The organism is Streptomyces sp. NPDC030799 (genome assembly GCF_055572255.1).
In genome coordinates, this window is sequence record NZ_JBVIDS010000008.1 from 323754 (window position 1) to 350189 (window position 26436).

The following is a 26436-nucleotide window of genomic DNA, read 5'->3' on the forward strand; positions in this document are numbered from 1 at the left end:
CTGGCGCACCGCCCACCTGCGGTCTTTCAATGGTCGACACCATGGCTCTGCTGCCTTCGTTCATCCGCCCCACTCGGATGACCAAACGCTCCGCACGCCCGGCCGGCCGTCCGCCGTCCGGCGACGAGGCCGTACTCGACGCACCCGACGACCGGCTCTCGCCCGCGCTGGTGGCGGCCGGCCGGGGCGAGTACGACGCCGCGGCCCGCCTGCTGGCCGCCACCCGCGCCGCCGCCGCCTGGGAGAACCACGAGCGGTACGTGCGGCGCCTGGCCGCCTTCGCCGGCTCCCGCCGCGAGTGGTTCACGGCCTGGCGCGCTGCCGCCCCGGACGACCCCGGACTTCTGGTGGTCCAGGCGCAGCTGGCGGTGGACCGGGTCTGGCCCTCACCGGCCCGCGCCGAGCTGCTGCGCGAGGTGAGCCCGCTGATCACGGCCGCCGCCCGCGCCGACGACCGCGACCCGGTGCCCTGGCGGATCGCGCTGGACCACGCGCGCGGCTCACGGGCCGGCCACCGGTACTTCGAGGAACTGTGGGCGGCGGCCGTCCGGCGCGCCCCGCACCACTACGGCTGCCATGTGGCCGCCCTGCGCTACCTGGCCGCCTCCTGCTGCGTCCAGTGGGGGGACACCCCGCACACCCCGCGTGCCTCGCACCGCGAGTGCTTCGACTTCGCCGACCAGGCCGCTCAGGACGCCCCGGCCGACTCGCTGGTCCAGGCCCTGCCGGCCCGGGCCGCGTTCGGCTACCTGACCGACGGCTGCGGGCCCGAGGTACCGCGCTCCCGGCTGGACGCCGCGGCCGACCGGGCGCTGGCGCTGTCCGCCCGTTTCCCGGCGGCCGACCCGTGGCCCGCCGAGGTCCGCAACAAGCTCCTGTACGTCCTGATGCGCCTGGACCGCTGGGAGGACGCCCGTGCGCAGCTGGGTCTGATCGGCCCGTACGCCACGTCCTTCCCCTGGGAGCGCTTCTCCGACGACCCGCTCGGCCACTTCCTGCGGCTGCGCGAACACCTGCTGACGCCGGGTCCGCGGCCCCTCCCCGCGGGGCTGACGACCTGGCCGCCGGTCCCGCTGGGCGAGCGCGGCGGACACGACCGCGCCGGTGACCACTAGGCTGGGGCGCCGTGACCACCGTCCGTCTCCCGCTCTTCCCGCTGAACACGGTGCTGTTCCCGGGGCTCGTGCTGCCGCTCAACGTCTTCGAGGAGCGCTATCGCGCCATGATGCGCGAGCTGCTCAAGACCCCGGAGGACGAGCCGCGCCGGTTCGCCGTCGTGGCCATCCGCGACGGCCACGAGGTGGCGCCGAGCGCCCCCGGCATGCCGGACCCCACGGCACAGCCCGACCGCGGGCCGTCCGCGGGCTTCGGCCCGGACCCGCTCAAGGCCTTCCACTCAGTGGGCTGTGTGGCGGACGCGGCGACCGTCCGGGAGCGGCCCGACGGCACGTTCGAGGTACTGGCGACGGGTACCACCCGGGTACGGCTGGTCTCGGTCGACGCGTCGGGGCCGTTCCTGACCGCGGAGCTGGAGGAGCTCCCGGAGGAGCCGGGTGACGAGGCGGGCGCGCTGGCCGAGGGGGTGCTGCGCTCCTTCCGCCAGTACCAGAAGCGGCTGGCCGGCGCCCGCGAGCGCTCGCTGTCCACGGGCGCGGACCTGCCCGACGACCCGTCGGTGGTGTCCTACCTGGTGGCGGCGGCGATGGTGCACGACACACCTACCAAGCAGCGGCTGCTCCAGGCGCCCGACACCGCGTCCCGGCTGCGTGACGAGCTGAAACTCCTTCGCGCGGAGACGGCCATCATCCGTAGCCTGCCGTCACTGCCCGCGTTCGAGCTGACGCGTACGCCGACCAGTCTGAACTGAGAGACCAGCACGCACCGATGGCGAAAAAGCCCAAGAAACAGCAGCAGTCCGGGGGCACCCCCGCGACGGTCGCCCTGACGTCGGCCGGCCTGGACTTCACGGTCCACGCCTACGACCACGACCCCGCGCACCCGTCCTACGGCGAGGAGGCGGCCGAGGCCATGGGAGTCTCGCCCGACCGCGTCTTCAAGACCCTGGTGGCGGACGTCGACGGCGCCCTGACGGTGGCGGTGGTACCGGTGTCCGGCTCGCTCGACCTGAAGGCCCTGGCGGCGGCGGTGGGCGGCAAGCGGGCGACGATGGCCGACCCGACACTGGCCGAGCGGACCACGGGGTACGTGCGCGGCGGCATCTCACCGCTCGGCCAGCGCAAGAAGCTCCCGACGGTCCTGGACGACTCCGCGAAGGCCCACGAGACGATCTGCGTGTCGGCGGGCCGCCGGGGGCTGGAGGTGGAGCTGGCCCCGGGTGATCTGGCGAAGCTGACGGGCGCGGTGCTGGCACCGATCGGCAGAGGCTAGCGGGCCCGGTGCCGTGCGGGTCGGCCGAGACGCGGTGCCGACCCCGGACAGAACGGGACCCGTCAGCCCGGGGCCGCCCGAGCATGCGCGCCTGGCCCACGGCCGGCCGGGCCGGTGCGCTTCCGGCGGCCGGGACCGGTCCGGCGTGCGGGCAGAACGGGGCCGGTCGGGCGGGCAGAACCCACGGCCGACAGGGCCGGTGCGCTTTCGGGCGACCCGGACCGGTCGTGCGGGTGGGAAACGCGGGGGCCAGGGGACGGAACCGCCTGGCTACGGCGCCTGCGGATACGTCTCCTCGGGATCCCGGGGCCCGAACAACGCCGTGAGCCCGAGATGGACCAACAGCGCGGCCAACGGCCACGCCAGCAGCGCACCCTTCGCCCCCAACTTCAACGGCGCCGAGAAGGTGACCCCCTTCCCCACCGCCTTCGCATGCGCGAGCACGTCGGACTCGGGCCCCAGCCATGCCCCCAGCCGCCACGCCAGCAACGACCCGAGCAGCGCGCCCAGGCCCAGTGCCACCGCTATCGGCACGCCGCCGCGCCGGCGCAGCAGAAAGACGGCCACCGCACTGACGAGCCCGAAGCCCAGCCCCAGCAGGGTGAACGTGCCGTCCACCCCGACCGCCTGCTCGCCCTCGCTGTCCTTGAGATAGACCACCCAGCCGCCGCCGGCCCGGTCGCCGACCAACGGCACATGCGGCGCCAGCCACCACCACAGCAACCCCAGCAGCACCCCGCCCAAAGCGACGGCCACCGTGATCACGGCGGCATCCCGCACTTCGGTCTTCATCCCGGGGCCGTCCTGTTCATACCTTGCCTCGCCCGGCGCCCCGGCAGGCGGCGGCGCCTGCCGGACCTCGTGCGGGGAGTTGTCGTGCGGTGGCGGAGTCAACGGTGCGGTCACCCTGCCATCGTGCCAGGTGGCGCCGTGCGCCGCGTCACCGGACGGCGGCCCTGCGGTACGCCCAGGTCGCGACGGCCAGCGAGACGACTCCGACACCCGCGCACACCCCCAGGTCGACGAGCACGACGGCCCAGTCCGGGTGTGCCCCGAAGGTCCGGGCGTACGCCTCCACGCCGTAGGTCGACGGCAGCAGATCCCGCGCCAGCCGGATGATCTCCGGCATCCGGTCGGCCGGGAGCACCCCCAGCAGCAGCGCCGCCGACATGCCCAGCTGCCCGAGCAGCGTGGCCAGCTCGGGCCGCGGCGCGAGCAGCCCGCAGGCGGCGCCGAGCCCGGACAGCGCGGCCCCGGCCAGCGGGATCACGGCCAGCAGAATCCACAGGTTGGACAGCGGCAGCCCGAACAGCACGCACCCGAAGACGGCCGTCACCAGCGTCCCCGGCACCGTGAAGGAGGCGTACGCAGCCGCCGCGCCCAGCACCACCGCGGCCGGCGGCACGGGCAGCGTGGCGTAATGATCGAGCCCACCGCTCGCCCGCAACTGCCCGAAGTACTGCGACAGAAGATTCAGGGCCACGTACGCCACGACCAGGACCGACGACCCCGCCACCACCGACTGGGCCTCACTGCCGCTGTCGACGACACCGCGCATCATCACGGCGATGCCGACGGACTGGAAGGTGGCGACGAACAGCAGCGGGATCCGCGCCACCCGGGCCCTGGACAGCTGCGCCCGGTAGACGGCCACCAGCGACGGCCACAGCCGTGCGGGCGGCCCCAGCTCGGCCGCGGCCGGCGCCGTCTCGGGCACGACCCGGCCGCCGCCCGGCAGAACCTCGGCGGGTACGACACTCACGACGAGCTGCTCCTCTTTCCTACGGCAGTCGCACGGACCACCGGGACGGCGGTCGCGCGGACCCCTCCGGCAGTCCCATGACCCCATACGCAGGGCACGACCGCCGCGCTCACGCCTTCACCAGCCCCTGCCGTGCCGCGCCGCCCAGCGCCAGATAGACGTCCTCCAGGCTGGGCGTGGCGAGTGTGAAGTCGTCCAGCGCGGCGAAGGCGGCCCCGCCGGTCACGGTGGCGACGGCGGCGCGGGCCTCCTCGGGCCCGAGCCGGAGGGTCCAGCGCCGGCCGGACTCCACCGCACGCTCACGCAGCACGGCCACCTCGGGCACCTCCAGCGGTGCCTGCTCCCGCCACACCAGCTCGACCCGCACCTCGCCGGCGACCTGTTCCTTCAGCCCGGCCGGGGTGTCGCAGGCGATGACGCGGCCCCGGTCGATGACGGCGACCCGGTCGAGCACGGTCTCGGCCTCGATGACGTTGTGGGTGACCAGCAGCACGGTCGTACCGCGCTCGGCGCGCCGCCGGTCCACGGCCGCCCAGACCGCGCGCCGGGCCACCGGGTCCATGCCGGTGGTCGGCTCGTCCAGCACGAGCAGCGGCCGCTCGCCGACGAGGGCGGCGGCGAGGCAGGCGAGCCGTCGCTGCCCGCCGGACAGCTTCTTGAGCGCCCGCCCGGCGATCGGCGCGAGCCCCAGCTCGTCCAGTACGGCGTCCCGCTCGGCCCGCGCCCGGTGTACGTCCAGGCCACGCAGGCGTCCCGTGGTCTCGGCGGCGAGGGAGACGGTCAGCTCGTCCAGCGCGGAGGACTCCTGGCCCAGGTAGGCGAGGATGCGCGCGGCGCGCTCCGGGTGCCTGACGATGTCGTGCCCGAGGATCTCGATGCTGCCGCTGTCCGGCCGGAGCAGCCCGGTGAGCTGCCGTACGAGCGTGGACTTGCCGGCGCCGTTCGGCCCGAGCAGCCCGAACACCTCGCCGCGCCGCACGTCCAGCTCGATCCCGTCGGTGGCCGGCACCGCCGGGGTCCCCGGCGCACCGCGCCGTCCCTTCACGGCCGGGTAGGTCTTCCGGAGCCCGCGCACGCGTACGACCTCGTCATGCCGAAGTGCCTGTGCCGCGCGCGTACTCACAAGGGACGAGGGTACGGGGTCGGGGGCCTTTACTCGCCTTTGGGGCCACTTCCGTACGTCCTCCGCAGGAAATCCCGCCGCAGCGCGCTCGGCTCACTCCCCCGCCATGCTCTCCGCCGCAGCCGGAACGTCGATCTCCCGCCAGAACCCCGCCCGAATGGCGTAGCGGTCGTGCTCGTCGATCTGGTCGTCCTTGTGGGCGAGCAGCCCGAACCGCGCGGCGTACCGCAGCAGCTCCCCGTCGATGCGGTGCGGGATGCGCGGATACATCTGCGACAGCTTCTGCAGATGACCCTGGTCGCCGAGCCGGGACATCCAGCGGCGCGCGAAGACCTGCCCCACCTCGTACGGGTCACCGCCGACGGTGGTGATGTCCTCCTCACGGTCGGCCCACCGCTGCTCGGCCGTGGTGAGCTGGGCGAGGGTCGGCATGGAGGCGACATCGGGCGGCTCGGCGACCCCGCCCGGCCGGTCCACCCACCCCTTGTCGGAGGACCAGCGCAGGGTCGCGGTCGCGGGGTGCTGGACGGGCTGGCTGCCGGGGGCGCGCAGCGCGGCCAGGTCCTTCGGCGTCGGTACGCCCTTGGAGGCGGCGGCCCGCTCCTGGGTGCCGTTCCCCGCCGCGGCGGCGGCCGGCGGGGGCGCCCCCTGCTCGGCCGACCGCTCGGCCGCGGCCGAGAGCGCCGACTCGGGCAGGGGCGCGGAGAGGATCGCGGCGATCTCGGGCCGGGGCGCGGGCGGCGGCGCGCAGACGCTGGTCAGTTCCTTGGCGCGGACGGCCTGGGTGATCCAGGCGCGGTCCAGGACGCGCCGCTCGTCGGCCTCGGCCACCAGGTCCTCGGACTGGTTGTAGTCGCCGTCGGCGGCCTGTACGGCCCACAGGTGAACGGCGACGCCGTGTTCCTTGGCGGCCATCATGCCGGGCAGCAGATCGCCGTCGCCGGTGACGAGGACGATGTCGGAGCAGGCGCGGTTGCGGGCCAGCTCGGTCAGCTCGGCGTGCATGGCGGCGTCCACGCCCTTCTGCGCCCAGCGTCCGTCGCTGCGGGTGAGGGCGCCAAGGCGGACGGTGACACGGGGCATCACGCGCAGCCGGCGATGCTCCGGTTGGGGGACACGGTCGGGGGCGCCGTCGAACCAGTAGATGCGCAGCAGCGGGCGCTCGGTCTCCGACTCGGCGCGTTCACGCAGGGCCTGGATCAGCGCGGTGTGATCGACGGCGATCCGGGACCGCGAGGGCTCACCGGCGAGGAGGCTGGCGGCGGCTCCCAGCAGGTACCCGGCGTCCACCAGGACGATGCAGCGGTCCACGCGACTCACCCTCTTCCCGGGAGGTTTTGCTTCGGACTTCCTTCGAGTCTGCCCGACCGCGCGGAGGTTAACGGCCCGAACTCGATCTTCGGCGTGGCGTTTGCGGAATCCCGCCGCCCCACCACCCCTGTTACAGAGGGTAATTATCCGACATGCGCCTGATGTCAGCGTATGTGAATCTGGTCCCGGCCCTGGCCCCTAGATCCCCCACAGGAGGCAGATCACCATGGCCAAGAACAAGAACCGCAAGCAGGGTGGCCCGCAGAACCGCGCTCCGCAGGCCGAGCAGGCTCACGAGCACGGGCAGCGGTCGCAGGAGGCCCACGAGTCTCCGGTGGCGCACATCCAGGGCAGCTCCGCGGATGTTCCTCGCAAGAAGCAGAAGAGCTTCGGCCACAACTAAAGGGCAGTTGAAGCCCAGGCACAGTGAAGGGGCGCACCCGCGCAGGGTGCGCCCCTTCACACGTCATCGGCTCAGCCCGCCAGGCAGGACGGGCCGAGCAGCACCTTCAGGTCGCCGAACAGTGCCGGGTCGGGCTTGACCCGGTGCCGGTCCAGGCGCAGCACGGTGGTCTTGCGCGGGCCCTGGAGCTTGATGCGGACCTCGCTGTCGCCCTTGTGGTGGCTGAGGATCTCGCCGAGCCGGCTGACCATGGGCGGAGTGACCTTCACGGCCGGGATGGTGAGGATCACCGGTGCGTTGGTGCCCGCGTTGGACAGGTCCGGGACCATCAGCTCCATGGCGACGAGTCGCGGCACGTCCTCGCGCTTGTCGAGGCGGCCCTTGACGAACACGACCGCGTCCTCGACGAGTTGGGTCGACACCAGCTGGTAGGTCGCCGGGAAGAACATGCACTCGATGGAGCCGGCGAGGTCCTCGACGGTGGCGATCGCCCAGGCGTTGCCCTGCTTGGTCATCTTGCGCTGCAGGCCCGAGATGATGCCGCCGATGGTGACGACCGCGCCGTCCCCGTGCTCGCCGCCGGTGAGCTGGGCGATGCCCGCGTCGGCCTTGTCGGCGAGGACGTGTTCCAGACCGAAGAGCGGGTGGTCGGAGACGTACAGACCGAGCATCTCCCGCTCCTGGGCGAGCAGGTAGGTCTTGTCCCACTCGTCGGGGGAGAACTCCACGTCGAGTCCGAAGCCGGGTTCGCTGCCGGTGTCCTCGCCCATGCCGCCGAAGAGGTCGAACTGCCCCTCGGCCTCCTTGCGCTTGACCGCGACCACGTTGTCGATCATCGGCTCGTACTGCGCCATCAGGCCCTTGCGGGTGTGGCCCATCTCGTCGAAGGCGCCGGCCTTGATCAGCGATTCGGTGGTGCGCTTGTTGCAGACCACCGCCTCGACCTTGTCGAGGTAGTCGGGGAAGGAGACGTACTTCCCCTTGGCCTTGCGGCACTTGATGATCGACTCGACGACGTTGGTGCCGACGTTGCGGACGGCGGACAGGCCGAAGAGGATCACGTCGTCGCCCTGGGCGGCGAAGTTCGCCTCGGACTCGTTGACGTTCGGCGGGAGCACCCGGATGCCCATGCGGCGGCACTCGTTGAGGTAGACCGCGGACTTGTCCTTGTCGTCCTTGACGGACGTCAGGAGCGCGGCCATGTACTCGGCGGGGTGGTTCGCCTTGAGGTAGGCGGTCCAGTACGAGACCAGGCCGTACGCGGCGGAGTGCGCCTTGTTGAAGGCGTAGCCGGCGAAGGGGACCAGCACGTCCCACAGGGCCTGGATGGCCTCGTCGCTGTAGCCGTTCTTGCGGGCGCCGGCCTGGAAGATGACGAAGTTCTTCTCCAGTTCCTCCGGCTTCTTCTTGCCCATGACGCGGCGGAGGATGTCGGCCTCGCCGAGCGAGTAGCCCGCGATGATCTGGGCGGCCTTCTGCACCTGCTCCTGGTAGACGATCAGGCCGTAGGTGACGTCCAGGACCTCCTTGAGCGGCTCCTCCAGCTCCGGGTGGATCGGCGTGATCTCCTGCTGCCCGTTCTTCCGGAGGGCGTAGTTCGTGTGGGAGTTCATGCCCATCGGGCCCGGCCGGTACAGGGCCGACACGGCGGAGATGTCTTCGAAGTTGTCGGGCTTCATCAGCCGCAGCAGGGACCGCATGGGGCCGCCGTCGAACTGGAAGACGCCGAGGGTGTCGCCGCGCTGGAGCAGCTCGAAGGTCGTGGGGTCGTCCAGCGGCAGGGACAGCAGGTCGATGTCGAGGCCCTTGTTGGCCTTCACCATCTTGACCGCGTCGTCCATGATCGTGAGGTTGCGCAGGCCCAGGAAGTCCATCTTCAGCAGGCCGAGCGACTCACAGCTCGGGTAGTCCCACTGGGTGATGGTCACACCGTCGGTGTGCCTCACCCAGACCGGGACGTGCTCGGTGATGGTCTCGCTGGACATGATCACGCCGGCGGCGTGCACACCCATCTGCCGGACCAGGCCCTCCACACCGCGCGCGGTGTCGATGACCTTCTTCACGTCCGGCTCGTTCTCGTACATCCCGCGGACCTCGCCGGCCTCCGAGTAGCGGGGGTGGCTGGGGTCGGTGATGCCGGACAGCGGGATGCCCTTGCCGAGGACGTCGGCAGGCATGGCCTTGGTGATGCGGTCACCCATCGCGTACGGGTAGCCCAGCACGCGCGCGGAGTCCTTGATGGCGTTCTTGGCCTTGATGGTGCCGTAGGTGCCGATCATGGCGACCTTGTCGGCGCCGTACTTCTCGGTCACGTACCGGATCACCTCGACGCGCCGGCGCTCGTCGAAGTCGATGTCGACATCGGGCATCGAGATGCGCTCGGGGTTGAGGAACCGCTCGAAGATCAGGCCGTGCGGGATCGGGTCGAGGTCGGTGATGCCCATGGCGTAGGCGACGATCGAGCCTGCGGCGGAACCTCGGCCGGGGCCGACCGCGATGCCCTGCTTCTTGGCCCACATGATGAAGTCGGCGACGACGAGGAAGTAGCCGGGGAAGCCCATCGAGATGATGGTGTCCATCTCGTAGTCGGCCTGCTTCTGGCGGTCCTCGGGGATGCCGCCGGGGTAGCGGCGCTCCATGCCGCGGCGGACCTCCTCCTTGAACCAGGTGACCTCGGTGTAGCCCTCGGGGATGTCGAACTTGGGCATGAGGTCGCGCTTCTCGAACATGCCGGTGGTGTCGACCATCTCGGCGACGAGGAGCGTGTTGGCGCAGCCCTCCTGCCAGGCGTCCGAGGAGTCGATGGCGTACATCTCGTCCGTGGACTTCAGGTAGTAGCCGGTGCCGTCGAACTTGAAGCGGTCCGGGTCGGAGAGGTTCTTGCCGGTCTGGATGCACAGCAGGGCGTCGTGGGCGCCCGCCTCGTGCGCGTAGGTGTAGTGCGAGTCGTTGGTGACCAGCGGGGGGATGCCGAGCTTCTTGCCGATCTCCAGCAGGCCGTCACGGACCCGGCGCTCGATCTCGATGCCGTGGTCCATCAGCTCCAGGAAGTACTTGTCCTTGCCGAAGATGTCCTGGTACTCGGCGGCGGCCTTGAGGGCCTCGTCGAAGTGGCCGAGGCGCAGCCGGGTCTGCACCTCGCCCGAGGGGCAGCCGGTGGAGGCGACGATGCCCTCGGACCACTGGGCGATGGTCTCCTTGTCCATCCGGGGCCACTTCTGCAGCCAGCCCTCGGCGTAGGCGTCCGAGGAGAGGCGGAAGAGGTTGTGCAGACCCGTCTTGTTCACGGCCCACATCGTCTTGTGGGTGTAACCACCGGAACCGGAGACGTCGTCCCGCTTCTGGTGCGGCTGGCCCCAGAGGATCTTGCGCTTGTTGCGCCGGGACTCGGGGGCGACATACGCCTCGATCCCGATGATCGGGGTGATTCCGGCCTTCTTCGCGGTGTGGAAGAAGTCGTACGCCCCGTGGAGGTTGCCGTGGTCGGACATGGCGATGTGCGTCATGCCCATCTCGTTGCAGGCGTTGAACATGTCCTTGAGCCGCGCGGCACCGTCCAGCAGCGAGTACTGGGTGTGGACGTGCAGGTGCGTGAACGGCGGCTTTGACACGGTATGGCCTCCAACGGAAACACGGCGACGGGTTGGCGGACGGTTCTGGGGTCAGCGTCGAAGTCTATGCCCCGGCACTGACACTCGCGGGCCTCATCCGCGTACCTTCATGCGGGAACCGGGCACTCCCGCGCGGCGTCGCCCGTTGGAGACGGCGGAAGCGCCGTCGTACCCATTCATGCACATTCATGCACCACTCCCGTACCAGGAGGCATCTCGCGATGTCGGTCCCCCAGCTCAGCGACGAGCAGCGCGGCGAGGAGATCCTCGCCGTCTTCGACACCGCCTTCGGCCGGCTCCTGGCCGCCGACCCGGCCGCGTTCCGGGTGAAGTTCCGGAAGATGGCGGCCTCGGCCTTCGCGTTCTACCGGGGCACGGCGTGCCTCTTCTACCACGACCTGGACGCGGACAAGCGCGGCGGGCCGTACCTGGACGACCGCACCTCGCGGGTGTGGATCCACGGCGATCTGCACGCGGAGAACTTCGGCACGTACATGGACTCGAACGGCCGCCTGGTCTTCAACGTCAACGACTTCGACGAGGCCTACGTCGGCCCGTTCACCTGGGACCTGAAGCGCTTCTCCGCCTCGATCGCGCTCATCGGGTACGCGAAGGCGCTCAGTGACGAGCAGATCACCGAGCTGGTGTCGGTCTACGCGGCGGCCTACCGCGAGCGCATCCACGCCCTCGCCACGGGCGCCAAGAGCGACGAGGTGCCGCCGTTCACCCTGGACAGCGCCGAGGGCCCGCTGCTGGGCGCGCTGCGTGCCGCCCGCTCGCTCACCCGCTTCGAGCTGCTGGACTCGATGACCGAGATCCGCGACTTCGAGCGCCGCTTCGCGCCGGGCGGCGGCTCCATCGAGCTGGACGCCGCCACCCGCTACAAGGTCCTCGCCGCCTTCGACGGCTACCTGGAGACCCTGCCGGACTCCTCCCTGGCCCGCCCCGACTCGTACCGCGTGAAGGACGTCGTCGGCCGCCGCGGCATCGGCATCGGCTCGGCCGGCCTGCCGTCGTACAACATCCTCCTGGAGGGTCACAGCGACGCCCTGGAGAACGACGTCGTGATCTACATCAAGCAGGCCCAGACCCCGGCCGTCTCCCGGCACATCACGGACCCGGCGATCGCCGGCTACTTCCAGCACGAGGGTCACCGCACGGTGATCTCCCAGCGCGCCCTGCAGGCACACGCCGACCCGTGGCTGGGCTGGACCGAGCTGGACGGCGCGGGCCAGCTGGTCGCCGAGGTCTCGCCGTACGCCGTCGACCTGGACTGGGGCGACATCGACGACCCCGAGGAGATCGCGGCCGTCGTCGCCGACCTGGGCCGGGCCACCGCCACCATGCACGCGGCGGCGGACGACCAGTCCGGCGAGTCCCTGGTGCCGTTCTCCACCGAGCGGGCCATCGACGCGGCGCTCGCGGCCGACGAGGAGGGCTTCGCGCCCCTGCTGGTGGACTTCGCGCACGGCTACGGCGCACGCGCGCGTGCCGACCACCAGATCTTCGTCGACCTGTTCCGCAACGGCCGGATTCCGGGGCTGTAACCTTCGCGCGCTCACAGGCACCCTTTAGGGGTCTCTTAACCGCGTACGTGACAGACTCTGCTTTCACCATGGACATATCCGGGACCCAGCTCAGAGCCGTGCGCGCGGCGCTGTTCACGGCTGTCGTCGTGACGCTCAGCACCGCGTCGCACGTGCTGCTGTCGGGGGCCCCGCTGCCGGTGGCGACCGTGCTGGCGGTCTGTGCCGGCGTGTTCGTCACCGCGTACGCGCTGGCGGGCCGCGAGCGCGGCTTCGGCCGGATCGCGGCCCTGCTGATCCCGCTGGAACTGGCTGCCGACACGGTGTTCACCACCGGCCAGCACACCTGTTACGGCAGGGCGGGCGGCCCGGTCGCCGGCCCGCTGCACGCTTTCGGCTTCAAGGTGCTGTGCGAGGGCGGTGCCGTCGGCAGCCCGCTGGCCCGGGTGACCGGGGCCCCGGGCCGCCCCGACGCACTGCTGGCGCACGCCAGTCCGGCGGCCGCCTGGCTGCTGCTCGCCGCGCACATCGGGGTGGGCCTGCTCGCCGCCGCCTGGCTGCGCCGGGGCGAGCGGGCGCTGGTCCAGCTGCTGCGCGCGGTCGCCGCCACCACCTTCCGGCCGCTGCTGCTCGCGGTGGCCGCGGTCACCGTCCGGCTGACCCCGGTCCGCCGGCTGCCGCGCCCGGCCCCGCGCCGGGCCGCCGCCCGCGACCGGCTGCTCGTGCACTCCCTGGGACGGCGTGGACCGCCGTGCTCGCCCGCTGCCGCCCTGTGAGCGGCAGCACCTGAGCACGACCAGTCCCCCACACGTATCCCGCGTACGACATGTGCGCGTCCCACATGGAGATCACCAACATGAGCAAGCGGAACAGCCAGACGGCGAAGACGGCGGCCCGGGAGCGGCTGCGCCAGGAGCGCGAGCGGCAGGCCAAGCGGGACAAGGCCAAGCGGCAGATCATCGTGGCCGCCTCGGTCGTGGCCGTGCTGGCCGCGGCCGGCGGCATCGGCTACGCCATCGTCCAGGCGACCAAGCCCACCGGGTGGGACGCCGCGAAGACCAAGAAGCTCGTGAAGCCGGCCAACACCACGGGCGCGGACGGCACGACCGTCGTCATCGGCAAGAGCACCGCCAAGAAGACCCTCACCATCTACGAGGACCCGCGGTGCCCGGTCTGCTCGGAGTTCGAGCAGAGCGTCGGCCCGACGGTGAAGAAGGACATCGACGAGGGCAAGTTCAAGCTCCACTTCGTCGGTGCGACCTTCCTCGACAACAACCTGCCCGGTGTGGGCTCCAAGAACGCGCTCAGCGCCCTCGGTGCCGCGCTCAACGTCAGCCCTGAGGCGTTCCTGGAGTACAAGGCCGCGATGTACTCGGCGAAGTGGCACCCCAACGAGACCGACGACAAGTTCAAGGACGACGCCTATCTGATCCAGATCGCCGACACCGTCCCCGCCCTGAAGGGCAACGCGGCGTTCCAGAAGGCCGTGAAGGACGGCACCTACGACCGGTGGGCGCTGGAGGAGTCGAAGATCTTCGACAAGGACGGGATCCGGGGCACCCCCACCCTGAAGATGGACGGCAAGAAGCTGACGGGCCCCGACGGCCAGAACGCGCCGTCGAACCCGGCCGACTTCAACAAGGCTCTCGACGCGGCCCTCAAGGGCTGACGGCTCGTCGGAAACCGCCGTTCACGTGAAGAGCGGGCGAACTTTCGAAGTTCGCCCGCTCTTGCCCATACCGATCAGTAACCTGATCGGTCGTGACCAGTCGATACAGAGCATCCGAGGCGTCCAAGGGCCTCAACTCCCTCTCTCCTCGCCGCCGTACGGTCGTCAAGGCCGCGGCGGCGACCGCTGTGCTGGCCGGCCCGCTCGCCGCCGCCCTTCCGGCGCGCGCCGCCGACCAGGCCCCCGCCTTCCTGCACGGTGTCGCCTCCGGTGACCCGCTGCCCGACGGCGTCCTGCTGTGGACCCGGGTGACCCCGACCCCGGAGGCCACGCCCGGCTCGGGCGTCGGTCCGGACACCGAGGTGAACTGGGTCGTCGCCAAGGACAAGGCGTTCACCAGCATCGTCGCCAAGGGCTCCGTCACCGCGACCGCCGCCTCCGACCACACCGTGAAGGCCGACGTCCGCGGTCTGGAACCGGCCACCGACTACTGGTTCCGGTTCTCGGCCGGCGCCACCGACTCCCCGCCGGCCCGTACCCGCACCGCGCCCGCGGCGGATGCGAACGTGTCCGGGCTGCGCTTCGGGGTGGTCAGCTGCGCCAACTGGGAGGGCGGCTACTTCGCCGCCTACCGCCATCTCGCGGCCCGCAGCGACCTGGACGCCTGGCTGCACCTCGGCGACTACATCTACGAGTACAAGTCCGGCGAGTACGCGGCGCGCGGCAGGGTCGTCCGCCCGCACGCGCCCGCGAACGAGATCATCACGCTCGCCGACTACCGTGTCCGGCACGCCACGTACAAGACCGATCCCGATCTGCAGGCCCTGCACCTGAAGGCGCCGGTCATCGCCATCTGGGACGACCACGAATTCGCCGACAACGCCTGGTCGGGCGGCGCCGTCAACCACACCGAGGGCGCCGAGGGCACCTGGACCGCCCGCAAGGCGGCCGCCAAGCAGGCCTACTTCGAGTGGATGCCGGTCCGCACCGCGATCGAGGGAACCACCTATCGCCGGCTGCGCTTCGGCAAGCTCGCCGATCTCTCGCTGCTGGACCTGCGCTCCTTCCGCTCCCAGCAGGCGTCCACCGCCAGCGGCTCGGTGGACGACCCGAACCGGACGATCACCGGCCGGGCCCAACTGGACTGGCTGAAGGCCGGGTTGAAGGCCTCCGACACCAGGTGGCGGCTGGTCGGCAACTCCGTGATGATCGCGCCGTTCGTCATCGGCTCCCTCACCGCCGACCTGTTCAAGCCGCTCGCCAAGCTGCTCGGCCTGCCGCAGGACGGCATCGGCGTCAACACCGACCAGTGGGACGGCTACACCCACGACCGCCGTGAACTCCTCGACCACCTGCGCGCGAACGCCATCGGCAACACCGTCTTCCTGACCGGCGACATCCACATGTCCTGGGCCAACGACGTGCCGGTGGACGCGGGCACCTATCCGCTGTCGCCGTCGGCGGCCACCGAGTTCGTCATCACGTCGGTGACCTCCGACAACCTCGACGACATCGTCAAGGTCCCCGAGGGCACGGTCTCCGCGCTCGCCGCACCGGTCATCGAGGCCGCCAACCGGCACGTCCACTGGGTGGACACCGACCGGCACGGCTACGGCGTGCTGGACATCACCACCGACCGCGCGCAGATGGACTACTACGTCCTGTCCGACCGCACCGACGCGAACGCCACCTCCAAGTGGGTGCGCTCCTACCGCACCCGCAGCGGCACCCAGAAGGTCGAGCGGACCTACGACCCGGTGTAGCCGCGGGCTACGCCGACTGCAGGCTGTCGAGGAAGCCGAGCGCCACCCGCCAGGTGGCCTCGGCGGCCTCGGCGTCGTAGTCCGGCAGCCCGGGGTCGGTGTAGAGGTGCCCGGCGCCGGCGTACCGGTAGACCTCCACATCGGCTCCGGTCCGGCCCATCTGCAGATACCAGGCGCTCAGCCAGTCGTCCGTCTCGAACGGGTCCGGCTCGGCCACATGCAGCTGCACCGGCAGCCCGTCCACGTGCGCGGTCGGCGCGATGTCCGACGTGCCGTGCAGGAGCAGCAGCCCGCGCGCCTTGTCGTCGCCGAGGGCGAGGGTCTGGGCGATGGAGGCGCCGAGCGAGAACCCGGCGTACACCAGTCCTCGCTCCGAGTACGGCGCCGCCGCCAGCACGGCCCGCTTCAGCAGCTCCTCCTTGCCGATCCGCTCATTGAACTCCATGCCCTCCTCGACGGTGCCGAACGTGCGCCCCTCGAAGAGGTCGGGCGTCCACACCTCGTGGCCCGCCGTGCGCAGCCGGTCCGCGGCGTCGCGCACCGCGGGCCTGAGGCCGTAGGTCGAGTGAAAAAGCATGATGTTCATGAGGCCATGGTGCCAGCCGGTGCGGCAGCGCCTGAGCCGCCGTACCCAGGAACACGCCGAACTCACATGTTCATGGCCGCCGAGCGCCGGTTAGAAGCGGAGGCATGGAAAACCTGCTCCGCCCTGTGATCGTGATCGGCGGCTCGGTGCTGATCACCCTGGCCGTCGGCTGGGCCACCGACCGGCTGCTGTGCAAGGCCGACGCGCGCGACCACGACACCCCGCTGTGGGGGCTGCTGCGCCGTGGCCGCGTCCCCTACCAGCTCGTGCTGTGCGCCGCCCTGCTGCGAGGGTCGTACGACCAGGCGAAGCTGCTGGAGCAGCACCAGGCCGGCATCGGCAGGACGCTGACGCTGGTGCTGATCGGCTCAGCCGCCTGGCTGGTGATCCGGATCGCGGCGGCGGTCGTCGAGACCACCTACAGCCGCTATGCCCGCGCCCACCGGGACCCGGCCCGGGTGCGCAGGGTGCGCACGCAGGTGGAGCTGATCATGCGGGTGGTGTCCGCGATCGTGATCGTCGTGGCGATCGCCGCGATGCTGCTGACGTTCCCCGCGATGCGCGCGGCCGGCGCCTCCCTGCTGGCCTCGGCGGGCATTCTCGGCATCGTGGCCGGCGTCGCCGCCCAGTCGACCCTGTCCAATATGTTCGCCGGGCTGCAGATCGCCTTCGGTGACATGGTGCGTATCGGCGACACGGTCGTCGTGGACGGCGAATGGGGCACGGTGGAGGAGATCACGCTGACCTTTCTGACGGTACGGACCTGGGACGAGCGGCGGATCACCATGCCGGTGTCGTACTTCACCTCCAAACCCTTCGAGAACTGGTCGCGGGGGACCCCGCAGATGACGGGCATCGTCTACTGGCACCTCGACCACAGCGCGCCCGTCGAGGCGATGCGCGACAAGCTGCGCGACATCCTGCGCCAGTGCCCGGCCTGGGACGGCCGCGCCTACGGCCTGGTGGTGACGGACAGCACACCCACCACCATCCAGGTGCGCGCGCTGGTGACCGCGAAGGACGCCGACGACATCTGGACGGTGCGGGTCACGGTCCGCGAGCAGATGATCACCTGGCTGATGGCCGAGCACGCTTACGCGCTTCCCCGCGTCAACACCTCCGAGGCGGTGCTTCCGCCGCAACGCCTCCCGTCCTGCGACGGCGCCTCACTCCGCAAGGACCACGACTTCCCGCGCACCCGCCGCAGCTGACGCCGGAGCCTTCGACGGCCGCGTCCGGCACGGCCGTTGACCTGGACGACCTGTGACATGGCCCGGCATGCTCATATGACACATGGTCACTGTCACCGCAGACTCCGCACGTCCAGATGCCTGAGCACCCGGTCCACGATCTCCGGATCCGCCCCCGGCTCGCTGCGCGCCGCCAGCACCTCGTGCCGGGCCGCGCTCAGCATCTCGTTCTGGATGTGCCGCACTCGCTTCAGCCGCCGGGCCCGCTGGTGCTGCGCCTCCCTGCGCTCCTCCTCCCCCATGTCGGGACTGATCCGGATCCCGATGTCGAAGGCGCGCCGCAGCATCTGCTCGGACAGGTCCTCGGGCAGGTCCTCCACCTGCTCGATCTCCCGCAGCCGGCGCTTGGCCGCCTTGGCCGCCCGCACCGCCAGCTCCTTCTCGAACTCCTTCTCCCGTTCGGAGTCGGCCCGCACGCCGAGCCACCTCACCAGCGACGGCAGCGTGAGCCCCTGCAAGACCAGTGTGACGATGATCACACCGAAGGCGATGAAGACGATCTCGTCCCGGTCGGGGAACCGGGATCCGTCAGCGGTCTTCAGCGGGACGGCCAGCGCCAGCGCCACCGAGGCCACCCCGCGCATCCCGGACCACCACATCACGACGGTCTCCCGCCGGCTCACCGGGATCTCCTCGTCGTAGTCCCGCCGTGCGTGCAGCCGCTTGGTCAGCCAGGTCGCCGGCAGCAGCCACAGCAGCCGTACGACGATCACCACGCCCACGACGGCGGCGGCCCAGCCGAGCATCTCGCCCCACCTCCCCTGGGCCGTGCGGATGGCGTTGTGCAGTTCCAGGCCGATCAGCCCGAAGGCGACGCCCGTGACGAGGGTGTCGATGATGTCCCAGAAGGTGTGCCCGGCCAGCCGGGTCATCACGTCGTCGGCGTCGGTGGCGTACTCGGCGAGGAAGAGCGCCGTGGTGAGCACCGCCAGCACCCCCGAGCCGCGCAGCTTCTCCGCGAGCACGTAGGAGGCGTAGGGCACCAGCAGGGTCATGCCGATCTGCAGGGTCGGATCGCCCAGCAGGTCCATGAGCCGGTTCGCGCCCCAGCCGAGCACCAGGCCCACGGCCACCGCGACGACGGCGGACAGCACCAGGTCCAGGCCGGCCCGCCACGGTGAGAACGAGCCGCTCACGGCCGCGGCGATCGCCACGTGGTACAGCACGATGGCCGTGACGTCGTTGAAGAGTCCCTCGCCCTCCAGGATCGACACCAGGCGGCGCGGCAGCCCGAGCCGTCCGGCGACGCTGGTCGCGGCGACCGGGTCGGGCGGGGCGATCAGCGCGCCGAGCGCGACCGCGGCGGCGATCGGCAGCCCCGGCACGATCGCGTTGGCGACGAACGCCACGCACACCGTCGTCACGAACACCAGGGCGACGGCCAGCAGGAAGATCGGCCGGATGTTGGCCGCGAACTGGCGCCAGGAGGTACGCCGTACGGCGGCATAGAGCAGCGGCGGCAGCAGCCCGGGCAGGATCAGGTCCGGCGGGATGTCCACGTCGGGCACGAAGTCGGCCACCGCGAGGACCCCGCCGAACAGCGTCATCAGCACCGGCGCCGGCACCCCGAACCGGTCCCCCACCGGGACGCTCACCAGGGCCCCGAGCAGCAGTACGAACAACAGGGCCAACTGATCCACGGCCGGCGCTCCGGGAGTCGACGATCACACGGCAGGCTTCAAGCCTGCCATCCGGCCGCCGGGGACGCAGGCCCCCCGACGACGCGGCGGACGCCTACAGGGCGCGGCGCATCGCCCGGTGCGGAATGCCGGCGTCCGGGAACTCCGGGCCGTACGCCGCATAGCCGAGGCGTTCGTAGAAGCCCAGGGCGTGTGTCTGCGCGTGCAGGTCCACCGCGGTGAGGCCACGCGCTCGTGCCGCGTCCTCGATCGCCCGCACCAGCGCTGCGCCGACACCGAGCCCGCGGGCCTCGCGGGAGACGGCGAGCCGCCCCAGGGAGCCCACCGACGCGTCACCGCCCGTCTTCGCCGCGGCGGCCTCGCCGTGCAGCAGCCGTCCGGTGCCGAGCGGCACACCGTCCTCACGGACCGCCAGGACGTGCACCGCGACCGCGTCATGGGCGTCGTACTCGATGTCCTCGGCGACGCCCTGCTCGACGACGAAGACCTGCTTGCGGACCGCGAAGCACGCCTCGCGGTCGGCGGGGTCCTCGGCGATCCGGACGGTGTACGGCGCGCTCACGCGTAGGTGTCCTCGCGGACCTGGTCGAGGGCCTTCTGCAGGTCCTCGGGGTAGTCGCTCGCGAACTCCACCCACTGGCCGTCCCCGGGGTGTTCGAAGCCGAGGCGCACCGCATGCAGCCACTGGCGGGTCAGGCGCAGCCGCTTGGCGAGGGTGGGGTCGGCGCCGTAGGTCAGGTCACCGACGCAGGGGTGGCGGTGGGCGGCCATGTGGACGCGGATCTGGTGGGTGCGTCCGGTCTCCAGCTTCACGTCCAGCAGCGAGGCGGCGCGGAACGCCTCGATCAGGTCGTAGTGCGTCACGGAGGGCTTGCCGTCGGCCGTGACCGCCCACTTGTAGTCGTGGTTCGGGTGGCGGCCGATCGGCGCGTCGATCGTGCCGCTCGTCGGGTCCGGGTGGCCCTGGACGAGGGTGTGGTAGCGCTTGTCGACCGTGCGCTCCTTGAACTGGCGCTTGAGCGAGGTGTACGCCCGCTCCGACTTGGCGACCGCCATCAGGCCCGAGGTGCCGACGTCCAGACGGTGCACGATGCCCTGGCGCTCGGCGGCGCCGGAGGTGGAGATCCGGTACCCGGCGGCGGCGAGACCGCCGATGACGGTGGGGCCGCTCCAGCCCGGCGACGGGTGCGCGGCCACGCCCACCGGCTTGACGATCACGACCACGTCCTCGTCGTCGTGCACGATCTCCATGCCCTCGACCGGCTCGGCGACCACCTGCACCGGCGCGGGCGCCTGCGGCATCTCGACCTCCAGCCAGGCGCCGCCGCGCACCCGCTCGGACTTGCCGACCACCGCGCCGTCGACCTGGACCTTGCCGGCCGCGGCCAGCTCCGCCGCCTTCGTGCGGGAGAAGCCGAACATGCGGGAGATGGCGGCGTCGACGCGCTCGCCCTCCAGGCCGTCGGGCACGGGCAGGGTACGGATCTCGGGAATCGTGCTCACCCGTCGAGTATGCCGGACGGGCCGGACCGCCCCGAACGCGCCTGTGGACAACTCCTGCGCGGGAAGGCGGCCCTCAGTCCTTGTGGACCGTGCCGTCCGGGTCCAGGCCGCGGAAGGACAGCAGCACGATCAGGATGCCGCCGCACACGATCGCCGAGTCCGCCAGGTTGAACACGGCGAAGCCCTTGGGAGCGATGAAGTCCACGACCTTGCCCTCGAAGACCCCGGGCGACCGGAAGATCCGGTCGGTGAGGTTGCCGAGGGCACCGCCGAGCAGCAGGCCGAGCGCGATGGCCCAGGGGTAGCTGTAGAGCTTGCGGGCCAGGCGGATGATCACCACGATCACGGCCGCGGCGATCAGGGTGAAGATGATCGTGAAAGCCGCGCCGAAGCCGAAGGCCGCGCCCGGGTTGCGGATGGCGTTCAGCTCCAGCCAGTTCCCGATCAGTTTGATCGGCTCGTGCCCTTCCAGCTTGGCGACCACGAGCGTCTTGCTGATCAGGTCGAGCGCGTACGCGAACGCGGCCACCGCGAAGAGCAGGGCGATCCGGCGCCCGCGGCGGTCCCGTACCGGGGCCGGGACCTGCTGCTCGTCCGCCCCGGCCGCCGCCGTCCGCTCGCCGCTGCCGTCCGGGGTGTCCGGCGTACCGATGATGCGCTCCGCCTCTGCCACGTGAGTCCCTCAACCTAGGTGCCTGACTGAGGACGAGACTACGGCACGGCCCGGCGCGCTCAGGAGCGGCGTTCCTGCTTCTGTTTGCACTCCACGCACAGCGTGGCCCGCGGAAAGGCCTGCATCCGGGCCTTGCCGATGGGCTTGCCGCAGTTCTCGCACAGGCCGTAGGTGCCCGCGTCCAGCCGTTCCAGGGCGTGCTGGTTCTGGATCAGCATCTCGCGCGCGTTGGCGGCCAGCGCCAGCTCGTGCTCGCGCGTGATGTTCTTCGTACCCGTGTCGGCCTGGTCGTCTCCCGCGCCGTCGCCGGAGTCCCGCATCAGGCCCGCCAGGGACGCCTCGGAGGAGCTGATCTCGTTCTGCAACCGCTCCACCTCGGACAGCAGCTCGGCACGGGCCTTCGCGACCTCTTCCGGGGTCCAGGGTTCCTCGCCGGGGCGCACCGCCAGTTCGCCGGGCTCCGCCGCGGCGACCCGCGCCTTGGGAACGGCGGTCTCCGCCGTGGCCGTGCCAGGAGTCTTCTTCGCAACCACTGTCGTGGCTCCCGTCTGCTTCGCGGCCCGCGCCGCGCCCGCTTTCTTGGCCCTGCTCGTGTGGGCCGCCTCCGTGGAGACGCCCTCGGCGGCCGTCTTCGTGCCGCCGGCCTTCTTCGCCGCCGGCTTCCTGACGGCCGTCTCCTCCGCCTCCGCCACCCCCTTCGCCTTCGCCGCGGTCTTCTCCCCGACGGCCTTCATGGACACCTGCTTCTTGGACACCTGCTTCTTCGGAACCGCTGCCCTGTCCGCCACCGCCTCGCCGACGACCGCCCGCTCGGCCCCTGCCTTCGCGGCAGCGGTCTTGTCCTTGGCGGTGGCTCTGCCGGCAGCACTCGTCCTGGCTGCCGTCTCGTTCACGGACGCCTTCCTGGCAGCCGCAGCCGCCTTCCCTCCGGCCCCCTTCTCGACGGCCGCTTCCTTGACCAGCACCTTCTTGCCGACCGTCGCCTCCGCCCCGGACTTCTTGGCGGCGATCTTCTTGGCTGCAGTCTTCTTGGCTTCGGTCTTCTTGGCTTCGGTCTTCTCGGCAGCCGTCCGCTTGGCGCCCGTCCTCTCGGCGGCCGTCTTCTTTGCTGCCCTCTCCGCGGCGCCCGTCCTCTCGGCAGCCCTCTCCTTGGTGGCCGTCTGCTTCGCCGTGGTCTTCTTTGCGGCCGTTTTCCGGGCGGCGGCCGTCGCCTTGGCAGCCGTCCCTTTCACCGCCGCCTTCGTGGCGGCCCGTTCTGCGCCCGCTCCCCCCGTGTCCTTTCCCCCGGCCCCCTTCCCCCCGGTCGCCCCCTTCTTCCCGGCCACTCCCTTGGCCTCACCGCCGGAGGCAGCCGCACCGGAGGCAGCCGCGCCCCTGCGCCGGCCGGTCGCCGGCTGCTGTACGGCGGTCTTTTTCGCCACCATGGCCGCGGCCCCTTCACATATTGTGATCTTGCTCGCGAATCGTGCTGGGACGATAAATCGACTTGAGTCCCGCGGCAACGGGGCACACCGCCCGATTCGCCCGCCCGCACCCCCCGCGCAGCGGGCCTGCATCCGTTGTGCCCAGCTCCCCGCCGGGTAATCCGCCGGAGCCGGGCCTCGCCGGACCCGAGCGCACGCCCCCTCGCCATTCGGGTCACCCCGGCCCCTCGCACCGCCCGCCGCGGCACCGCACGGAAATCCGGTCGGCCGCTGGCCGCGCGGCGCCGTACACTGGGCGGAGCGAAAAGCGTGGATGGGGACGAGTAGCGGCGTACGCAGCCGAGAGCGATCCGGGGACGGTGTGAGCCCGGGGGCGAGCGCGACGTGAAGATCACCCCGGAGCCGCCGGAAGAAAGCCACAGCCGCAAGGCGAGCGCGAGTAGAACCGGCTTCGCGACCCCAATGAGGGGGCTCACCGGCGCGTACGGCGCGACGGAGGGCCAAGGAGGGTGGTACCGCGGGAGCGCGCCGCACACGGCGTAGGCAGGATCGAAGGCTCTCGTCCCTCCGACGGAAGGCAGCAAGTCCGTTGGAGGATGCTCGCAGATGACAGCGCCGACGTACCGCCAGGTGCCCGCACAGGTCGACCTGCCCGCTCTTGAGCACGCCGTGCTCGACTTCTGGCGCGACCAGAAGATCTTCGCCAAGAGCCTGGAGCAGTCCGAGGGCCGCCCGGAATGGGTGTTCTACGAAGGCCCGCCCACCGCCAACGGCATGCCCGGCGCCCACCACATCGAGGCGCGCGTCTTCAAGGACGTCTTCCCCCGCTTCCGCACCATGCGCGGCTACCACGTGGCCCGGAAGGCCGGCTGGGACTGCCACGGCCTCCCGGTGGAGCTGACGGTCGAGAAGGAGCTCGGCTTCAGCGGCAAGCAGGACATCGAGGCGTACGGCATCGCCGAGTTCAACGCCAAGTGCCGCGAGTCCGTGCTCCGCCACACCGACGCCTTCGAAGCGCTCACGACCCGGATGGGCTACTGGGTCGACCTCAACGACGCGTACGTCACGATGGCCCCCGAGTACATCGAGTCCGTCTGGTGGTCGCTGAAGGAGATCTTCACCAAGGGCCTGCTGGTCCAGGACCACCGCGTCGCCCCCTGGTGCCCGCGCTGCGGCACCGGCCTGTCCGACCACGAGCTGGCGCAGGGCTACGAGACGGTCGTGGACCCGTCCGTGTACGTCCGTTTCCCGGTCACCTCCGGTCCGCTCGCCGGCCAGGCCGCGCTCCTGGTGTGGACGACGACCCCCTGGACCCTGGTGTCCAACACGGCGGTCGCCGCGCACCCTGAGGTCACCTACGTCGTCGCGACCAACGGCGAGGAGAAGCTCGTCGTCGCCGAGCCGCTCGTGGGCAAGGCGCTCGGCGAGGGCTGGGAGAGCACGGGGCAGACCTTCACCGGCGCCGAGATGGAGCGCTGGACGTACCAGCGTCCGTTCGAGCTGGTGGAGTTCCCCGAGCCCGCCCACTTCGTGGTGAACGCCGACTACGTCACCACCGAGGACGGTACGGGTCTGGTCCACCAGTCCCCCGCCTTCGGTGAGGACGACCTCAAGGTCTGCCGCTCCTACGGCCTGCCGGTCGTGAACCCGGTCCGGCCGGACGGCACCTTCGAGGAGGACGTCCCGCTGGTCGGCGGCGTCTTCTTCAAGAAGGCGGACGAAAAGCTCACCGAGGACCTTCAGCAGCGCGACCTCCTCTTCAAGCACCTGCCGTACGAGCACAGCTACCCGCACTGCTGGCGCTGCCACACCGCGCTGCTCTACTACGCGCAGCCCTCCTGGTACATCCGCACGACGGCGATCAAGGACCGCCTCATCCAGGAGAACGAGAGGACCAACTGGTTCCCGGCGACGGTCAAGCACGGCCGTTTCGGCGACTGGCTGAACAACAACATCGACTGGGCGCTGTCCCGCAACCGCTACTGGGGCACCCCGCTGCCGATCTGGCGCTGCGAGGACGACCACCTCACCTGCGTCGGCTCCCGCGCGGAGCTGACCGAGCTGACCGGCACGGACCAGTCGGGCCTGGACCCGCACCGCCCCTTCATCGACGAGGTCACCTTCGCCTGCCGCCACGACGGCTGCGGCAAGACGGCCACGCGCGTGCCGGAGGTCATCGACGCCTGGTACGACTCGGGTTCCATGCCGTTCGCGCAGTGGGGCTACCCGTACAAGAACAAGGAGCTGTTCGAGAGCCGCTACCCGGCGCAGTTCATCTCCGAGGCGATCGACCAGACCCGCGGGTGGTTCTACACGCTGATGGCCGTCGGCACGCTCGTCTTCGACAAGTCGTCGTACGAGAACGTGGTCTGCCTCGGTCACATCCTCGCCGAGGACGGCCGCAAGATGTCCAAGCACCTGGGCAACATCCTGCAGCCGATCCCGCTCATGGACCAGCACGGCGCGGACGCGGTCCGCTGGTTCATGGCGGCCGGCGGCTCCCCGTGGGCGGCCCGACGGGTCGGCCACGGCACCATCCAGGAGGTCGTCCGCAAGACGCTGCTGACGTACTGGAACACGGTCGCCTTCCAGGCGCTGTACGCCCGTACGTCGAACTGGGCGCCGTCGGCGGCCGACCCGGCGCCGGCCGACCGGCCACTCCTGGACCGCTGGCTGCTGTCCGAGCTGCACGCGCTCACCGACCAGGTGACCCAGGCGCTGGAGGCGTACGACACCCAGCGCGCCGGCAAGCTGCTGTCCGCGTTCGTCGACGACCTGTCGAACTGGTACGTCCGCCGTTCGCGGCGCCGCTTCTGGCAGGGCGACAAGGCCGCGCTGCGCACGCTGCACGAGGTGCTGGAGACGGTCACGAAGCTGATGGCGCCGATCACCCCGTTCATCACCGAGCGGGTGTGGCAGGACCTGGTCGTGCCGGTGACCCCGGGCGCGCCGGAGTCCGTGCACCTGGCCTCCTGGCCGGAGGCCGACCTGTCGGCGATCGACCCGGAGCTGTCCCGGCAGATGGTCCTGGTCCGCCGGCTGGTGGAGCTGGGCCGGGCCACGCGCGCGGAGTCGGGCGTCAAGACGCGTCAGCCGCTGTCGCGCGCGCTGATCGCGGCGACCGGCTTCGAGTCCCTGGACCCGGAGCTGCACACGCAGATCACCGAGGAGCTGAACGTCTCCTCGCTGGCGTCGCTGTCCGAGGTCGGCGGCAGCCTCGTGGACACGACCGCCAAGGCCAACTTCCGGGCGCTGGGCAAGCGGTTCGGCAAGCGGGTGCAGGAGGTGGCCAAGGCCATCGCCGGTGCCGATGCCGCCGCGCTGTCCCTCGCCCTGCGTGAGGGCACGGCCTCGGTGGAGGTCGACGGTGAGACGGTCACCCTCGCTCCGGACGAGGTGATCATCACGGAAACCCCGCGTGAGGGCTGGTCGGTGGCCTCCGACTCCGGGGCCACGGTCGCGCTGGACCTGGAGATCACGGAGGAGCTGCGGCAGGCGGGGCTGGCCCGTGACGCGATCCGGCTGATCCAGGAGGCCCGCAAGAACAGCGGTTTGGATGTGGCCGACCGGATCGCACTGCGCTGGGCATCGACCGACCCTGCGGTGGTCGCTGCGCTGGCCGAGCACGCGGAACTGATCGCCGAGGAGGTCTTGTCGACCGACTTCCAGCAGGGTGAGGGCGACGGCAGCTTCGGCGAGCCGTTCACCGACGAGGGGCTGTCCCTCACGTTCCGGCTGCGCAAGGCGTAAGCGCCGAGCGGTGTGCGAAGGGCCCGGCTCCATTGAGGAGGCCGGGCCCTTCTC

General features: G+C 71.1%; 21 protein-coding genes. 10 read left to right on the plus strand and 11 right to left on the minus strand.

Going from position 1 to position 26436, the window contains the following annotated elements:
* The first annotated feature begins 29 nt into the window (after positions 1-29).
* From ACZ41I_RS22135 to ybaK, 3 genes are read left to right on the plus strand one after another with little or no spacing between them, the layout of a single operon-like run.
* Entirely contained in the window at positions 30-1115 is a 1086-nt protein-coding gene (locus ACZ41I_RS22135; RefSeq protein WP_363213566.1) for a hypothetical protein, read from the plus strand.
* Between the two features lie 11 nt (positions 1116-1126).
* Positions 1127-1867, plus strand: coding sequence for an LON peptidase substrate-binding domain-containing protein (locus tag ACZ41I_RS22140; RefSeq protein ID WP_468514866.1), 741 nt, complete (start codon positions 1127-1129; stop codon positions 1865-1867).
* Positions 1868-1884: 17 nt separating this feature from the next.
* Positions 1885-2388, plus strand: coding sequence for a Cys-tRNA(Pro) deacylase (gene ybaK / locus ACZ41I_RS22145; protein ID WP_399770028.1), 504 nt, complete (start codon positions 1885-1887; stop codon positions 2386-2388).
* 270 nt (positions 2389-2658) lie between these two features.
* On the opposite strand, the gene ACZ41I_RS22150 is transcribed toward ybaK, so the two are convergent.
* The 4 genes from ACZ41I_RS22150 to ACZ41I_RS22165 all read right to left on the minus strand — a co-directional run bounded on the left by ACZ41I_RS22150 (position 2659) and on the right by ACZ41I_RS22165 (position 6584).
* Complete coding sequence (locus ACZ41I_RS22150; RefSeq protein ID WP_363213563.1) at positions 2659-3294, minus strand: AAA family ATPase; 636 nt, start codon at positions 3292-3294, stop codon at positions 2659-2661.
* Positions 3295-3328: 34 nt separating this feature from the next.
* On the minus strand, positions 3329-4150 hold the full coding sequence (locus ACZ41I_RS22155) for an ABC transporter permease (protein WP_363213562.1): 822 nt from the start codon (positions 4148-4150) through the stop codon (positions 3329-3331).
* 109 nt (positions 4151-4259) lie between these two features.
* Positions 4260-5273, minus strand: a complete 1014-nt coding sequence (locus ACZ41I_RS22160) for an ABC transporter ATP-binding protein (protein ID WP_399770021.1) — start codon at positions 5271-5273, stop codon at positions 4260-4262.
* A 93-nt stretch (positions 5274-5366) separates the two neighbouring features.
* Positions 5367-6584, minus strand: coding sequence for an NYN domain-containing protein (locus tag ACZ41I_RS22165; protein ID WP_399770019.1), 1218 nt, complete (start codon positions 6582-6584; stop codon positions 5367-5369).
* 226 nt (positions 6585-6810) lie between these two features.
* Here ACZ41I_RS22165 and ACZ41I_RS22170 point away from each other — a divergent pair, with 226 nt between their 5' ends.
* Complete coding sequence (locus ACZ41I_RS22170) at positions 6811-6987, plus strand: hypothetical protein (protein WP_363219615.1); 177 nt, start codon at positions 6811-6813, stop codon at positions 6985-6987.
* A gap of 71 nt (positions 6988-7058) precedes the next feature.
* Here ACZ41I_RS22170 and dnaE read toward each other — a convergent pair whose 3' ends face one another.
* Positions 7059-10598: a DNA polymerase III subunit alpha gene (gene dnaE / locus ACZ41I_RS22175; RefSeq protein ID WP_363219616.1), complete on the minus strand. Its 3540-nt coding sequence runs from the start codon at positions 10596-10598 to the stop codon at positions 7059-7061.
* 221 nt (positions 10599-10819) lie between these two features.
* Here dnaE and ACZ41I_RS22180 point away from each other — a divergent pair, with 221 nt between their 5' ends.
* The 4 genes from ACZ41I_RS22180 (at position 10820) to ACZ41I_RS22195 (ending at position 15556) form a co-directional block, all read left to right on the plus strand.
* Complete coding sequence (locus ACZ41I_RS22180) at positions 10820-12145, plus strand: DUF2252 domain-containing protein (RefSeq protein ID WP_468514867.1); 1326 nt, start codon at positions 10820-10822, stop codon at positions 12143-12145.
* Positions 12146-12213: 68 nt separating this feature from the next.
* A complete protein-coding gene (locus tag ACZ41I_RS22185; RefSeq protein WP_363219618.1) occupies positions 12214-12900 on the plus strand; it encodes a hypothetical protein in 687 nt (228 codons plus the stop codon).
* Positions 12901-12980: 80 nt separating this feature from the next.
* Complete coding sequence (locus ACZ41I_RS22190; RefSeq protein ID WP_363219619.1) at positions 12981-13793, plus strand: DsbA family protein; 813 nt, start codon at positions 12981-12983, stop codon at positions 13791-13793.
* A gap of 92 nt (positions 13794-13885) precedes the next feature.
* Positions 13886-15556 carry an alkaline phosphatase D family protein gene (locus ACZ41I_RS22195; RefSeq protein WP_399770016.1) on the plus strand — a complete coding sequence of 557 codons (1671 nt, stop codon included), beginning with the start codon at positions 13886-13888 and terminating at the stop codon, positions 15554-15556.
* A gap of 7 nt (positions 15557-15563) precedes the next feature.
* On the opposite strand, the gene ACZ41I_RS22200 is transcribed toward ACZ41I_RS22195, so the two are convergent.
* Positions 15564-16142 (minus strand): dienelactone hydrolase family protein, encoded by a 579-nt coding sequence (locus ACZ41I_RS22200; protein ID WP_363219621.1) that lies wholly within the window; start codon positions 16140-16142, stop codon positions 15564-15566.
* 104 nt (positions 16143-16246) lie between these two features.
* On the opposite strand from ACZ41I_RS22200, the gene ACZ41I_RS22205 reads away from it, so the two are divergent.
* Positions 16247-17353, plus strand: coding sequence for a mechanosensitive ion channel family protein (locus tag ACZ41I_RS22205; RefSeq protein ID WP_468514868.1), 1107 nt, complete (start codon positions 16247-16249; stop codon positions 17351-17353).
* A gap of 92 nt (positions 17354-17445) precedes the next feature.
* On the opposite strand, the gene ACZ41I_RS22210 is transcribed toward ACZ41I_RS22205, so the two are convergent.
* The 5 genes from ACZ41I_RS22210 to ACZ41I_RS22230 form a co-directional block, all read right to left on the minus strand.
* Positions 17446-19032, minus strand: coding sequence for a Na+/H+ antiporter (locus tag ACZ41I_RS22210; protein WP_363219623.1), 1587 nt, complete (start codon positions 19030-19032; stop codon positions 17446-17448).
* A 94-nt stretch (positions 19033-19126) separates the two neighbouring features.
* The gene (locus tag ACZ41I_RS22215) at positions 19127-19594 is read right to left on the minus strand and encodes a GNAT family N-acetyltransferase (RefSeq protein ID WP_468514869.1); all 468 of its coding nucleotides are present in this window, start codon (positions 19592-19594) and stop codon (positions 19127-19129) included.
* On the minus strand, positions 19591-20535 hold the full coding sequence (locus tag ACZ41I_RS22220; RefSeq protein WP_363218709.1) for an RluA family pseudouridine synthase: 945 nt from the start codon (positions 20533-20535) through the stop codon (positions 19591-19593). Before ACZ41I_RS22220 ends, ACZ41I_RS22215 begins: the two co-directional genes overlap by 4 nt.
* Before the next feature lie 73 nt (positions 20536-20608).
* Complete coding sequence (gene lspA / locus ACZ41I_RS22225) at positions 20609-21208, minus strand: signal peptidase II (RefSeq protein WP_363218710.1); 600 nt, start codon at positions 21206-21208, stop codon at positions 20609-20611.
* Positions 21209-21267: 59 nt separating this feature from the next.
* Positions 21268-22632 (minus strand): TraR/DksA family transcriptional regulator, encoded by a 1365-nt coding sequence (locus ACZ41I_RS22230; RefSeq protein ID WP_468514870.1) that lies wholly within the window; start codon positions 22630-22632, stop codon positions 21268-21270.
* A 606-nt stretch (positions 22633-23238) separates the two neighbouring features.
* On the opposite strand from ACZ41I_RS22230, the gene ileS reads away from it, so the two are divergent.
* Positions 23239-26382: an isoleucine--tRNA ligase gene (gene ileS / locus ACZ41I_RS22235; protein WP_468514871.1), complete on the plus strand. Its 3144-nt coding sequence runs from the start codon at positions 23239-23241 to the stop codon at positions 26380-26382.
* The last annotated feature ends 54 nt before the right edge of the window (positions 26383-26436 follow it).

What these genes read in the sequence shown, in the direction of transcription:
- ileS (WP_468514871.1), top strand. Translation starts at nt 23,239, where the DNA reads ATGACAGCGCCGACGTACCGCCAGGTGCCCGCACAGGTCGACCTGCCC.
- ACZ41I_RS22135 (WP_363213566.1), top strand. Translation starts at nt 30, where the DNA reads ATGGTCGACACCATGGCTCTGCTGCCTTCGTTCATCCGCCCCACTCGG.
- ACZ41I_RS22185 (WP_363219618.1), top strand. Translation starts at nt 12,214, where the DNA reads ATGGACATATCCGGGACCCAGCTCAGAGCCGTGCGCGCGGCGCTGTTC.
- ACZ41I_RS22205 (WP_468514868.1), top strand. Translation starts at nt 16,247, where the DNA reads ATGGAAAACCTGCTCCGCCCTGTGATCGTGATCGGCGGCTCGGTGCTG.
- ybaK (WP_399770028.1), top strand. Translation starts at nt 1,885, where the DNA reads ATGGCGAAAAAGCCCAAGAAACAGCAGCAGTCCGGGGGCACCCCCGCG.
- ACZ41I_RS22200 (WP_363219621.1), bottom strand. Translation starts at nt 16,142, where the DNA reads ATGAACATCATGCTTTTTCACTCGACCTACGGCCTCAGGCCCGCGGTG.
- ACZ41I_RS22190 (WP_363219619.1), top strand. Translation starts at nt 12,981, where the DNA reads ATGAGCAAGCGGAACAGCCAGACGGCGAAGACGGCGGCCCGGGAGCGG.
- ACZ41I_RS22230 (WP_468514870.1), bottom strand. Translation starts at nt 22,632, where the DNA reads ATGGTGGCGAAAAAGACCGCCGTACAGCAGCCGGCGACCGGCCGGCGC.
- ACZ41I_RS22180 (WP_468514867.1), top strand. Translation starts at nt 10,820, where the DNA reads ATGTCGGTCCCCCAGCTCAGCGACGAGCAGCGCGGCGAGGAGATCCTC.
- ACZ41I_RS22170 (WP_363219615.1), top strand. Translation starts at nt 6,811, where the DNA reads ATGGCCAAGAACAAGAACCGCAAGCAGGGTGGCCCGCAGAACCGCGCT.